Origin of the sequence: Amycolatopsis solani, assembly GCF_033441515.1 — a bacterium.
In the GTDB taxonomy this organism is placed as follows: domain Bacteria; phylum Actinomycetota; class Actinomycetes; order Mycobacteriales; family Pseudonocardiaceae; genus Amycolatopsis; species Amycolatopsis solani.
This window is the reverse complement of the sequence record NZ_JAWQJT010000001.1, coordinates 2,428,950-2,441,521: the sequence shown is the minus strand read 5'-3', so window position 1 is coordinate 2,441,521 and position 12,572 is coordinate 2,428,950. Positions and strand designations below refer to the sequence as shown.

Below are 12,572 nucleotides of genomic sequence, written 5' to 3'. Positions count from 1 at the left end.
CCGTCCACGAAGGACGGGGGCCGTTTCGGGAAGATCAGGCCTTCTTGCCGCAGACCGGCCAGGCGCTGTAGCCGCCGCGGGCGTCGCGGACCTTCTCCGCGATCGCGATCTGCTGCTCACGCGAAGCCTGGCTCGGCAGGTTCGCGTACGCGTCGCCGCCGTAGGCGTCCCACGTGCGCTTGTCGAACTGGAGGCCGCCGTAGTAGCCGTTGCCGGTGTTGATGGCCCAGTTGCCGCCCGACTCGCACTGCGCGATGCGGTCCCACGCGGAGCCGTCGCCGATGGCCGGGGTCGGGGCCTTCTTGGTGCCGACGTGGATGATCTTCGGCTTGGCCGCGGTGATGATCTGCTCGGAGATGCTCTCGCGGGAGACCTCTTTGCCGTTCTTCTGCGTGACCTTGTAGGTCACCATCTTCTCGCCGGCCACGCCCGGGTCCTCGACCTGGGTCTTGCCCTTGTCCAGGTCCGGGTCGTCGACGCGCTGCTCGGGCGGGTCGATGGTCTCCTTCTGGACGACCGTCGAGACGCCGGTGCGGCTGATGTGCACCTCGGCGCCGTCGGTCAGCTTGACGTCCAGGCCGCCCTCGGCCTGGTCCTCCGGGCCCAGGGTGAGCTTGTACTCGCCCAGGAACTCCTTCGTCGTGACCGCGGTGGTCTTCACCTGCTTCGGCGTGTTGGCGCCGTCGTACAGGGTGATGTTCTTCAGGGTCTTGATCTCGACGGTGGCGCCCTGCAGGGGCAGCTCGCCGTCCTTCGGCATCGACATCCACGTGCCGGGCTTGTCCATGCCGGCCATGCCGAGCTGGTTCAGCGCGTCGCCGAGGTGGGTCGCACGCACCCAGGAGGTGTGCTCCGCGCCGTCGACGATCATCTTGAGCTGGCGGCCGCGCTCGAGCTTGATGACGCCGCCGTCGCCGACCTCCGCCTGCGGGGAGGGCGAGAGCGAGTCGTGCTCGCCGACCGTCAGGCCCGCGTCCTCCAGCACCTCGCCGACGGTGTCGCCGAAGGAGTGGATGGTCTGCTGCTGGCCGTCGACGTCGACGGTGACGCTCTTGTTCATCGCCAGCGCGGCCGCGCCGCCGCCGGCGATGCTGATCATGACGCTGAGGACGGCGCCCTTGAGGAAGCGGCGCTTCCAGACCTTGGTGGTCTCGCGCAGACCCTCGTCCAGCGCGGCCCGCTTGGCCTGCGGGGACGCGGTCCGGTCCGCCTCGATCTCGTCGGGGATGACGATCGGGGGCAGGTACGTCGTCTCGGCGTTGATGAGGCGGATCAGTTCGTCGACGTCGACGTCGATCTCGGCCATCATCGCGTCGGCGTCGGGGCCGAGCGCGGCGAGGATGTCCTGCTGCGTGATGTTCGGGTCGTCGGAGAAGTCGAGCTGGCCATACGCGGTGTCCTCGAAATGACTGCGTTCGAGGACGGCGGAGCGCGCTCCAGCCTGTCTGCTACCTGTCACCGGGGATCGTTCCCTTTCACGAGACGGCGGTCGGGGGCGCCGTCTCTACGACTGGGCGTGACGATCGGGAACTGCTGAACGCAGGTCCGACCGGCACGATCACGGGACAGTAACGGGTCCCGCCGGGTTGCGCAAACACCCCCCGGAGTGTCGTGATCCCCGTCACTCCATCAGGTGGACGATCAAGGAACCCTGATGTCGCAATGCGTTCACCCCGTTGTGACACTGGGGAGTCGGTAGACGCGCTCGGCGGTGGTCCGGACCGATTCGGCGACTTCGTGGACAGCTTCGCCCCTGAGCGCCGCGAGGTGACGGACGGTGTAGGCGGCGCCGAACGGCTCGTTCGGCCGTCCACGGAACGGGTGGGGGGTCAGAAACGGCGCGTCGGTCTCGACGAGGTACTGCCCCGGCGGGCAGAGCCGGGCCGCCTCGTGGAGGCCCCTCGCGTTCTTGAACGTCACCGTGCCCGCGAAGGAAAGGACGTATCCCGCGTCCACGCACTTGCGGGCCATTTCCGCGTCCCCGGAAAAACAATGGAAGATTACGGCGTTCGGCGCATTCTCTTCGGCCAGGATGCGCAACACGTCGTCGTGGGCCTCGCGGTCGTGGATCATCAGCGGCTTGTCCAGCCGCTTGGCGAGGTCGATGTGCCAGCGGAAGGCTTCCTGCTGGGCGTCGTGCGGCGAGTAGTCCCAGTAGTAGTCGAGGCCGGTCTCGCCGACCGCGACCACGCGCTCGTGGGCGGCCAGGCGCTCCACTTCGGACTTCTCGGCCTCGCCGAACTCCTTGGTCCGCGTCGGGTGGATCGCGACGGCGGCCCAGACCCGGCGGTCCCAGGTGGCCGCCTCGGTGGCCCAGCGCGCGGAGGCGAGGTCGTCGGCGACCGTGACGACGCGGGCGACGCCGGCGCGCTCGGCGCGGTCGACCATGGCCGTGACATCGGCCGCGGTGACCGCGCCGCACGCGTCGAGATGGGTGTGCGCGTCCACCACCGACACCGGGAGCCGGTCCGGGACCGGCGGCAGCTCGCGCTTCTCTTCACCCATGCGTACTTCTTACTCCTTGATGATCGGCGCCCACTCCGGACCGGTCTCGCCGAGCGCCGGGTCGAGCTTGGTGAACAGCGGCGACGGCTTGGCGAGCGGCTTGCCGACCTCGATCGGCTTCGACTCCCACTTCGCCTGCTCGCCCGCGTAGTCGCCGGTCAGGATCGGGTTGACCCGGCCGTCGATGTCGAGGTCCTCGACCTCCTTGAGCTCCGGCTGGGCGGCCCAGACGCCGGTGCCGCCGAGGGCCTCGTGCACCTTCTGCGCCGAGTGCGGCAGGAACGGCGTCAGCAGCGTGTTGGCGTCGGAGACGACCTGCAGCGCGGTGTGCAGCACGGTGTCACGCCGCGTGGGGTCGTCCTTGAGCTTCCACGGCTCCTGGTCGGAGATGTACTTGTTCGCCGCGGTGACGACCTTCATCGCCTCGCCGGCCGCGAGCTTGAACCGGGACCGGGCCAGGTGCGCGCCCGCGGTGTCGAACGCCTTGCGCGACAACGCCTTCAGCTCTTCGTCGGCCGCCGTCGGGGCCTCCGGCCGCGGGATCGCGCCGACGTTCTTGTGCGCCATCGAGATGGACCGGTTGACCAGGTTGCCCCACTCGTTGGCCAGCTCGAAGTTGGTCCGGCGGACGAACTCGTCCCAGGTGAAGTCGGTGTCCTGGGTCTCCGGGCCGGCGACCGAGATGAAGTACCGCAGCGTGTCCGGGCCGAAGTCGCGCAGGAAGTCCTCGACGTAGATGACGCGCCCGCGCGAGGTCGAGAACTTCGAGCCGCTCATGGTGAGGAACTCGCTGGAGACGATCTCGTCGGGCAGGTGCAGCTTGCCGTACTTGCCCGGCTCGCCGCCCTTGTCGCCCTCGCCGTTGTGCCCGAACAGCAGCGCCGGCCAGATCTGGGCGTGGAAGGTGATGTTGTCCTTGCCCATGAAGTAGTACGACCGGGCGTCGGCGTTGTTCCACCACTCCTGCCACGCGTCCGGGTTGCCGGAGCGCCGCGCCCACTCGACGCTGGCCGAGAAGTACCCGATCACCGCGTCGAACCAGACGTAGAACCGCTTCAGCGGCTGGTCGCGCCAGCCGTCGAGGGGGATCTTGACGCCCCAGTCGAGGTCGCGGGTGATCGGCCGCGGCCGCATGTCGTCGATCAGGTTCTTGGTGAAGTTGAGGACGTTCGGGCGCCAGTCGGTCTTCGTCGACAGCCAGTCGCCGAGGGTCTTGGTGAACGCCGGCAGGTCGAGGAAGTAGTGCTCGGTCTCGACGAACTTCGGCGTCTCGCCGTTGATCCGCGACTTCGGGTTGATCAGCTCCGCGGCGTCGAGCTGGTTGCCGCAGTTGTCGCACTGGTCGCCGCGCGCGCCGTCGTACCCGCAGATCGGGCAGGTGCCCTCGACGTACCGGTCGGGCAGCGTGCGGCCGGTGGACGGGCTGATCGCGCCCCGGGTCGTCTTGGGCACGACGTAGCCGTTGCGGTGCAGCGCCAGGAAGATCTGCTGCGTCACCTCGGCGTGGTTGCCGGTGGTGGTCCGGGTGAACAGGTCGTAGGAGAGGCCGAGGCCCTGCAGGTCGGTGCCGATCTGGCGGGTGTACTTGTCCGCCGTGAGCTGCGGGGTCGAGTTCTCCTTGTCGGCCTGGACCGTGATCGGGGTGCCGTGTTCGTCGGTACCGGAGACCATGAGCACCCGGTTGCCGGCCATTCGCTGGTAGCGGGAGAAGACGTCGGACGGGACGCCGAATCCGGACACGTGGCCGATGTGGCGGGGGCCGTTGGCGTAGGGCCAGGCCACCGCGGTCAACACAGGGGTGCTCATACCTTATTAGGTTACGGAGGGCGTCACGAGCTTTGTCGGGAGGGAGGCCGCGGGGCTCCCGGGCAGCGCGGCGGCGGCGGAGATGTAGTGAATGACTCATTCCTGTCGTCGGACGACGTGAATGAGTCATTCACGGCACGCGGCGGGCGGGGCCGAGCGGGAAATCGCCTGATCAACCGCGTGGGTGTCACTGCGGGTCCGCCGTCGGCGACGTATGGTGTGCTCTCCACCGGAGTGGCGGGGGCGGGACAGTGACGGGACCGGAGAGCGAACGCGGCATCTCGCTGTCCCACCGTGAGCGGGTGTCCGACTGGTACGCCGTCCGCGCGGCGGACACCAAGTTCGTCTCGGTGACCATCAGCGAGAACGTCAACTGGAGCAACGGCGCCGCCGAGCGGAACCTGGCCGGGGCGCAGGAAGCCGGGCTGCACGTCGGGGGGCGGCACTACGCGCGGCCCGGTGCGGTGCACGACCAGGCCGACCACTTCGTGCGCACCGCCAGCAGGCTCGGCGCGTTCGCCACCGGGTCGCTCGCGCCGGCCCTCGAAGTCGCCGCGCCGAGTGTCGACGACCGGTTCATCAAGGCGTGGATCAAGCACGTCCGGCACGCGGCACGCATCGAGCGGGTGCTGGTCTACGCCGACCACGACTGCTGGGCGAACCGGCTGCACCCGGACCGCTGGGCGGACAGCGAAGTCATCCTCTGGCTGACCCGGCACAACGGCATCCCCGGGCGGCCGGGCTGGTTCCACTCGCGGCTGGGCCTGCACCAGCACGCGTGCGCCGCGGACGTCCCCGGCATCGCCGGGCCGGTCGAGCAGAACGCCGTCGTGTACCCGTTCACATTGGGCGACTTGCTGCTCTGACCTGTGGTGGTATGGCGCCATGCGCGTGTCGAGCACCCCACTGCGGACGGACGTCACGCCCGCGCGCGCGTTTTCGGTGCTCGCCCACCACGCCGCCGCCCGCGGGCTGCCGCCGCCCGCGATGCTGTCCGGCGAGTGGTTCGGTGCGCGGGCGGTGATCGCGCCTTCGCTCGCGGTGACGCCGGGTGCGCTGCCGCCGGTCGAGCCGGTGCCCGCGCCACCGGGGGTCGTCGGCGGCGGCTGGTTCGGCTACCTGGGGTACGACCTCGCGGACCCGTCGGGCCGCACCGGGTCCCTGCCGCCGTCGGCGTGGGGCTGGGCGGACCACGTGCTCCGGTGGTCCGCCGACGGCACCTGCCACCTGGAGTCGCTGGACGGCGGCGGGCCGCCGGTGTCCACGATGGAATCGCTGCTGGCCTCCGGCGTCCCGGAGTCGTCCTGGACGGCCGGGCCGCTGCGGCGTCCGCTGCCGTCGGAACACCGTGACGCGGTGAAGGCGTGCGTGCACGCGATCGAAGCCGGGGAACTGTTCCAGGCGAACATCTGCACGCGGTTCACGGGCTCGTTCTCAGGATCGCCCGCGGCGTTGTTCGCGGCCGGGGTCTCGTCGCTGGACCCGCGCCGCGCGGCCTTCCTGGCCGGCTCGTGGGGATCGGTGGTTTCGTTCTCGCCGGAGCTGTTCCTCGCGCGGCACGGGCGGGCGGTGCGGTCGACGCCGATCAAGGGGACGCTCCCCCGGCGCGGCCCCGCCGACGACGGGAACGCCGCGCTGCTGCGCCGCTCCGCCAAGGACGTCGCGGAGAACGTGATGATCACGGACCTGGTGCGCAACGACCTCGGCCGGGTGTGCGAGGTGGGGTCGGTGACCGTGCCGTCGCTGCTGCGCGTCCGCCCGGCGCCGGGCGTGTGGCACCTCGACTCGACGGTGACGGGCACGCTGCGCCCGCCGGTGTCCGACGCGGACCTGCTGGCCGCGACGTTCCCGCCGGGCTCGGTGACGGGCGCGCCGAAGATCCGCGCGCTGGACCTCATCGCTTCGCTGGAACCCGTCGGACGCGGCGTCTACACCGGCGCGATCGGGCTGCTCTCGCCCGCGGCCGGGCTCGAGCTGAACGTGGCGATCCGGACGTTCGAGATCGCGAACGGCGCCATCGCGCTCGGCGTCGGCGGCGGCATCACGGCGGATTCGGACCCGGAGGCGGAGTGGCAGGAGTGCCTCCACAAGGCAGCCCCCCTGGAACGCCTGCTCGCCTCCGGCTCGTGAGTGTTCAGTCGGGTTCTAACCCGACTAAACACTCACGAGGGGTTACTTGCCGGGGTCGAGCAGGAGCTTGCCGACCGTCTTGCGCGAGCGCAGGGCTTCGTGCGCGGCGCGGGCGTCCGCCAGCGCGTACTCGCCACCCGGGATGGCCTTGAGCTTGCCCGCGAGCACGAGGTCGAAGAGGTCGGTCAGCGCGGTCCCGAAGACGTTGCCCGGCAGGCGGAAGACGTGCGGCAGCCACATGCCGCTGATGGTCGTGCTGTGGCCGAGGAGGTTGCGCAGCTCGACCGGCTTCGGGCTTTCGCGCCCGGCCATACCGTAGAACGCCAGCCTGCCGAACGGCGCCAGCGCGGCGATGCTCTGGTCGGTGGTGGTCCCGCCGACCATGTCGAGCACGACGTCGACGCGGCGGCCGCCGTTCGCCTCGATCAGCGCGGCGGTCATGTCCTCCGCGCGCGAGTCGATCGCGACGTCGGCGCCGAGTTCGAGGGCGAGCGCGCGCTTCTCGTCGCTGCTCGCGGTGGCGATCACGCGGCCCGCACCCCAGGCCTTGGCGAGCTGCACGGCGATGGTCCCGACCCCGCCGGCGGCGGCGTGCACGACGACCGACTCGCCCGGCTCGAGGTGGGCGTTCTTCTTGAGCAGCACCCACGCGGTCGTGCCCTGGACCAGCATGGACAGCGCGGTGAGGTCGTCGACGCCGTCGGGCACCGGGAAGGTCGTGGCGGCGGGCGCGACGGCCTTTTCGGCGTACCCGCCCCCGCCGTTCAGCAGGGCGACGACGCGCTTGCCGTCGCTGGTCCCGACCACTTCGCCGCCGGGGACGAGCGGCAGCTTCGACGGCGCGAGGTAGCTGTTCTCGGCCTGGTGCGTGTCGGCGTAGTTGACGCCGACGCGCTCGACGTCGATGAGCACCTCCCCCGGCCCGGCCACCGGATCGGGCAGCTCGACCGGCGTGAGCACTTCGGGTCCGCCGAACTCGGTCACCTGCACTGCGCGCATGTCGTGTTCCCTCTCCGTCGTGGCTGTGAGACATTCTGGCATATGTCTCAGGAGTTCGAGCGAGCCCGCGAGTGGTTCCGGTCCGGCCGCCGGGTCGACATGGGCGAACTGGCGGCGGACCTGGCGATCAGCCGCGCCACCCTGCACCGCCGCGTGGGTTCGCGCGACCGGCTGCTGGGCGAGATCCTGTGGTCTCTTTCGTCGGCTTCGATCACCCGCCTGTGGCCGTCCTGCGTGGGCCGCGGCGCGGCCGGAGTGGCCGACTTCGTGAGCGGGTACGTCCGGTACGCGAACGACTCCCCGCCGTTCCGCGACTTCCTGCGCCGCGAGCCGGAGCGCGCCCTGCGGCTGCTGACGACCCGCGCGAGCGTGTGCCAGCAGCGGACGACGGCGAAGCTGGCGGAACTGCTCTCGGAGGAGGTCGCGGCGGGACGGCTCGTGCCGCCCCTGCCGGTGCCGGACCTGGCTTACCTGCTGGTGCGGATCGGCGAGTCGTTCGTGTACACGGACGTGATCACCGGCGACGCCCCGGACGCGGCGAAGGCGCACGCCGCGGTGACGGCACTGCTCACGTAGGCGGCCAAGGCCGCGCACCAGGCGCCACGACGCGCAGGCACTTCAACGGCCGGTGCGCGGTCAACGCGAACACGACCGCTTCGCCCACCGACTCGCCGAGCTCCCAAATCCAGCCGAGGCCCGTCGCCACCACCCGGCCGGAGGCCTCGACGAAGACGCTGGACGAGCTCAGCCATTCGCCGAGGGGATACCACTCGCCACCGAGTTCGGCGACGAGTTCGCGGGCCAGCTCGTGGTGCCCGGACCCGGCCGCGACCGGGTCCACGACCAACGGCTCGTCGTTGGCGAAGTTCGGGCCCGCCCGGTTGACCGGCGGCAGGTTCAGCCCGCCGAAGGAGCGCAGCGCCGCCGCCGCGACCGGGTGCAGGCGATAGCCCTGCCCCGCCAGCTCGGCGTCCCACGCGGAGATGTCGACGGACCGATCAGGGCGCCACCCGGCGTGTTCCAGCGCGCGCACGACCACGTCGGGGAAATCGAAGCCGCTCGCTCGGAGCTCAGCCGCCTCGGCCCGGGCGCTGCGGGCTTCCGCCACGGCCCGCTGCCGGTCTTCGGCGAAGAGCAGCAGCGGCGCCAGCGCCTCGAGCGCCTCCGCGACCGCCACCCGCCAAGCCGCGAACGCGGCCGCGCCCAGTTCTTCGCCGGGCCGCTCGGCCCGCACCCGCCGCAGTTCCTTCAGCGCGGCTCGCAGCTCCGGCGTCATTCCGCCTTCCGGGCCGCCAGCACGGCGTCGTAAAGCTCCTTTTTGGACACCCCGCCCGCCTCGGCGACCTCCGCCGCCGCGGTCTTCAGGCGCTCGCCCGAAGCCACCCGGGACTGGACTTCCGTCACCAGGTCCGCCACCGAGACCTCCCGCGGCGGCGCCCCGGAAAGCACCACCGTGATCTCCCCGCGCACGCCATCGGCCGCCCACTCCGCCAAAGAGGCCAGCGTTCCCCGCTTCACCTCTTCATACGTCTTCGTCAGCTCCCGGCACACCGCGGCGGCCCGGTCCGGGCCCAGCACCGAAGCCGCGTCGGCCAGCAAGGACGCCAACCGGTGCGGGGACTCGAAGAACACCGCCGTCCGCGGCTCGTCGCGCAACGACGTCAACCACCGCGTGCGCTCGCCCGGCTTGCGCGGCGCGAAGCCCTCGAAACAAAAGCGGTCGCACGGCAAACCGGACAAAGCGAGCGCCGTCGTCACCGCCGACGGGCCGGGCAGGCACGTCACCGGGATGTCCGCGGCGACGCACGCCGCGACCAGCCGGAAGCCCGGATCGGACACACTGGGCATACCGGCGTCCGTCACCAGCACGACCGTCTCGCCCGCGCGTAACGATTCGATCAGCTTCGGCAGCCGCGCGGTCTCGACGTCCTCGTAGAAGCTCACCACCCGGCCGCTCGGGGTCACCTCCAGCGCGGACGCCAGCGAGCGCAGGCGGCGGGTGTCTTCGGCCGCGATGACGTCGGCTTCCGCCAGTGCTTCCGCCAGGCGGGGCGACGCGTCGCGGACGTCGCCGAGCGGGGTCGCGGCCAGCACGAGACGACCGGGAAGCAGCGAGGGACTCACCCGGCCAGCCTAGGCTGATCAGCGGATCCGGACGACGGACGCCCTGTCCCGCCCGTAGGATCGCCCCCGTGACCGCCGTGCTGACCCGTCCCGACGACGAAAGCGTCCGGCCGGACCCGGTCGAGGCGCTCCGGCCGCCGACCGACCGCGAAGTGACCCTGCTCGGCCGCGGCATGCCGGCCGACCGGCTGCGCGGCTGGGTCGTCACCCTCGTGCTGACCTTGATCGGCGGCATCGTCCGGCTGCAGAACCTCGGCGTGCCGACCGACAAGGGCAGCCCGGTCTTCGACGAGAAGCACTACGTGCCGCAGGCCTGGCAGGTGCTGCGCAACGGCGGTTACGAGGACAACTACGGCTACGAACTGGTCGTCCACCCGCCGCTGGCGAAGCAGCTGATCGCGATCGGCGAATGGCTGTTCGGCTACAACGGCTGGGGCTGGCGCATCATGCCCGCGCTGGCCGGCACGCTGATCGTGCTGCTGACCATCCGCATCGCCCGACGGCTCACCCGCTCGACGCTGCTCGGCGCCGTCGCCGGCATCCTCGTGATCAGCGACGGCGTGCTCCACCTGCAGTCGCGCATGGGCATGCTCGACATCTTCATCGCGCTGTTCGTGCTCGCCGCGTTCGCCTGCGTGCTCGCCGACCGCGACCAGGTGCGCGAGCGGCTCGCGACGGCCGTGCGGGAGGGCTGGGTCAACGAGTCCGTGTGGGGCCCGAAGCTCGGGTTCCGCTGGTGGCGGTTCGCGACCGGCCTGATGATCGGGCTGACCTTCGGCGTCAAGTGGTCGGCGCTGTACTACATCGTCGCGTTCGGACTGCTCACCGTCTTCTTCGACGTCGCGGCGCGGCGCGCGGCCGGCGTCGAACGGCCGTGGCTGGGCACGATCCGCCGGGACGTGCTGCCCGCGCTGTGGGCGATCGTGGCCATCCCGTTCCTCATGTACTTCGCCGCGTACTGGGCGTGGTTCGCCAGCGAGACCGCCACGGACCGGCACTACACCGAGATCAAGGACATCGCGCCGGGCGTCTTCGCGTGGATACCGCCGGCGCTGCGCTCGCTCGGCGACTACACGGCGAACGTCCTGCACTTCCACGAAACGCTGGTCACGCCCAAGGACAACCCGCACCCGTGGGAGTCGAAGCCGTGGACGTGGCCGATGGGCCTGCGCCCGATGCTCTACAGCTACAACGGCGAGGCCACCGGCTGCGGTGAGTCCCGCTGCATCAGCGCGACGATGCTGATCGGCACGCCCGCGATGTGGTGGGCGGCGATCCCGATGCTCGGCTGGGCGGCCTGGCGCTCGATCTTCCGCGCGGACTGGCGCTACGCGGCCGTGCTGGTCGGTTACCTCGGCGGGTACGTCTTCTGGTTCACCAACATCGACCGCCAGATGTACTTCTTCTACGCGACGCCGCTGGCCGCGTTCCTGGTACTGGGCTTGACGTTGTGCCTCGGCCAGATCCTGGGCAGCGCGCGGCGCGGGTTCGAGAGACGCGGGACCGGCCTGCTGGTGGTGTCGCTGTACGTCGGACTGGTGGTGGCGAACTTCGCCTGGCTGTGGCCGATCCTGAACGGCATCGCGATCACGAACGGCCAGTGGGAAGCCGAACGCTGGCTCCCCTCCTGGCGATGACGCTGGCCGACCCCGGACCCCGCTACCACCGGTCGTTCCTCGACGCGCTGGCGGAGTACCACCGGGACGGCCTGCACACGGACCTCGACCCGCGGCTGCTCGCGGACCGGCCGCGGTTCCTGCGCTGGCTCGAAGAGCTGCGGGAAGCCGGCATCCGCGGGACGGCGCCGATCGAGCGGGACCGGGTGCCGCACCGGATCTTCTGGTGGGTCGCGGGCGAGGAGTACCTCGGGCGAGCGCGCCTCAACCTGCGCCTCAACGACGAGCTGGCCGGGTTCGGCGGCCACATCGGCTACGACATCAGGCCGTCGGCCCGCGGCCGCGGCCACGCCACCGCGCTGCTGCACGCCGTACTGCGGGCGGCCGGGGAGGCGGGCCTCGAAACCGCCCTGCTGACCTGCGCGCCCGACAACCACGCGTCGATCCGCGTGATCGAGCGCAACGGCGGAGTGCTCGACGGCACGAGCGCGGCCGGCCGGCTGCGCTACTGGTGCGGCACCTCCTGAAGCGCCCCAATGTGGCGTTGGTTGCGTCCAACGCACCGAACGCCACATTGGGGCGCTTGGGGCCGGTGGCGCGAGCGGTGCGTCACCCCGCGAAGTACGCGCCCGGCGTGACGCCGACCGCCCGGCGGAAAGCCGCCACGAACGCGCTCGCCGAGCTGTAGCCCACGCGGTACGCCACCGTCTCCAGCGGGGCTCCCTGGGCCAGCAGCGGCAGCGCCGCCCGCAGCCGGACCTGCGTTCGCCACGTGCCGAACGGCATCCGGCACTCGGCGGCGAACACGCGCGCCAGCGTCCGCTCCGACGCGCCGACCGCGCGGCCGAACTCCGCGAGGGTGCGGGGGTCGGCCGGGTTCGCCAGCAGGGCTCGCTCGACGTCGCGGGCGCGGGGGTCGGTGAGCGACGGCACCACGATCGGCACCACGTCCAGCGGTTCCAGCAGGTCGAACGCCACCGCTTCGGCGCGCACCCGCGCGGCCGGGGCGACGCCGGCGCCGGTCAGGTACTCCAGGAGCTCGCGCAGCAGCGGCCGGACCACGACCATTCGCGGCGAAGGCCACGACACCGGGGACAACGCCGGGTCGGCGTAGATCCCGCGCAGCGCCGCCCGGCCGAGCGCCCCCGTGCGGTGCCGGACGCGCGCGGGCATCCACAGCGCGCGCGTCGGCGGCAGCACCCAGCCCGCGTCCCCCGACTTCACCGCGACGACCCCGCGCGCGGACCAGACCAGCTGGTGCGCCGGGTGTGTGTGCCAGGGGAACCAGGTGCCGGCGGGCAGGTCGAACTCGCCGAGCAGCATGGCTTGACCGGTTGACGACATCACCTGGCACGCTATCGGCTTCCGGCCACCACCGCGCCGAAATAGCGT

Annotated in this window: 12 protein-coding genes; 5 read left to right on the top strand and 7 right to left on the bottom strand. The window is 71.3% G+C overall.

The window, feature by feature from the left end:
* Positions 1–34 precede the first annotated feature (34 nt).
* The 3 genes from SD460_RS12125 to metG form a co-directional block, all read right to left on the bottom strand.
* Positions 35–1,459, bottom strand: coding sequence for a resuscitation-promoting factor (locus SD460_RS12125; protein ID WP_290054201.1), 1,425 nt, complete (start codon positions 1,457–1,459; stop codon positions 35–37).
* A 209-nt stretch (positions 1,460–1,668) separates the two neighbouring features.
* Positions 1,669–2,505 carry a TatD family hydrolase gene (locus tag SD460_RS12120; RefSeq protein ID WP_290054202.1) on the bottom strand — a complete coding sequence of 279 codons (837 nt, stop codon included), beginning with the start codon at positions 2,503–2,505 and terminating at the stop codon, positions 1,669–1,671.
* A 9-nt stretch (positions 2,506–2,514) separates the two neighbouring features.
* Positions 2,515–4,311: a methionine--tRNA ligase gene (gene metG, locus SD460_RS12115; protein ID WP_290054203.1), complete on the bottom strand. Its 1,797-nt coding sequence runs from the start codon at positions 4,309–4,311 to the stop codon at positions 2,515–2,517.
* 251 nt (positions 4,312–4,562) lie between these two features.
* On the opposite strand from metG, the gene SD460_RS12110 reads away from it, so the two are divergent.
* Positions 4,563–5,177, top strand: a complete 615-nt coding sequence (locus SD460_RS12110) for a glycoside hydrolase family 25 protein (RefSeq protein WP_290054205.1) — start codon at positions 4,563–4,565, stop codon at positions 5,175–5,177.
* Between the two features lie 19 nt (positions 5,178–5,196).
* Positions 5,197–6,441 carry an aminodeoxychorismate synthase component I gene (locus SD460_RS12105; protein WP_318306162.1) on the top strand — a complete coding sequence of 415 codons (1,245 nt, stop codon included), beginning with the start codon at positions 5,197–5,199 and terminating at the stop codon, positions 6,439–6,441.
* Between the two features lie 42 nt (positions 6,442–6,483).
* On the opposite strand, the gene SD460_RS12100 is transcribed toward SD460_RS12105, so the two are convergent.
* Complete coding sequence (locus tag SD460_RS12100) at positions 6,484–7,440, bottom strand: quinone oxidoreductase family protein (RefSeq protein WP_290054209.1); 957 nt, start codon at positions 7,438–7,440, stop codon at positions 6,484–6,486.
* 42 nt (positions 7,441–7,482) lie between these two features.
* Here SD460_RS12100 and SD460_RS12095 point away from each other — a divergent pair, with 42 nt between their 5' ends.
* A complete protein-coding gene (locus tag SD460_RS12095) occupies positions 7,483–8,016 on the top strand; it encodes a QsdR family transcriptional regulator (protein WP_290054211.1) in 534 nt (177 codons plus the stop codon).
* Here SD460_RS12095 and SD460_RS12090 read toward each other — a convergent pair.
* Positions 8,009–8,716 carry an SUKH-3 domain-containing protein gene (locus SD460_RS12090; RefSeq protein ID WP_318306161.1) on the bottom strand — a complete coding sequence of 236 codons (708 nt, stop codon included), beginning with the start codon at positions 8,714–8,716 and terminating at the stop codon, positions 8,009–8,011. The genes SD460_RS12095 and SD460_RS12090 overlap by 8 nt on opposite strands.
* Entirely contained in the window at positions 8,713–9,552 is an 840-nt protein-coding gene (gene rsmI, locus SD460_RS12085; RefSeq protein ID WP_318306559.1) for a 16S rRNA (cytidine(1402)-2'-O)-methyltransferase, read from the bottom strand. Before rsmI ends, SD460_RS12090 begins: the two co-directional genes overlap by 4 nt.
* 80 nt (positions 9,553–9,632) lie before the next feature.
* On the opposite strand from rsmI, the gene SD460_RS12080 reads away from it, so the two are divergent.
* Both SD460_RS12080 and SD460_RS12075 read left to right on the top strand, forming a co-directional pair.
* On the top strand, positions 9,633–11,201 hold the full coding sequence (locus SD460_RS12080; protein WP_290054216.1) for a dolichyl-phosphate-mannose--protein mannosyltransferase: 1,569 nt from the start codon (positions 9,633–9,635) through the stop codon (positions 11,199–11,201).
* Complete coding sequence (locus SD460_RS12075; protein ID WP_318306160.1) at positions 11,198–11,707, top strand: GNAT family N-acetyltransferase; 510 nt, start codon at positions 11,198–11,200, stop codon at positions 11,705–11,707. Before SD460_RS12080 ends, SD460_RS12075 begins: the two co-directional genes overlap by 4 nt.
* 82 nt (positions 11,708–11,789) lie before the next feature.
* Here the strand turns inward: SD460_RS12075 and SD460_RS12070 are convergent, their stop codons facing one another.
* Entirely contained in the window at positions 11,790–12,503 is a 714-nt protein-coding gene (locus SD460_RS12070) for an AraC family transcriptional regulator (protein ID WP_290054227.1), read from the bottom strand.
* Positions 12,504–12,572 lie beyond the last annotated feature (69 nt).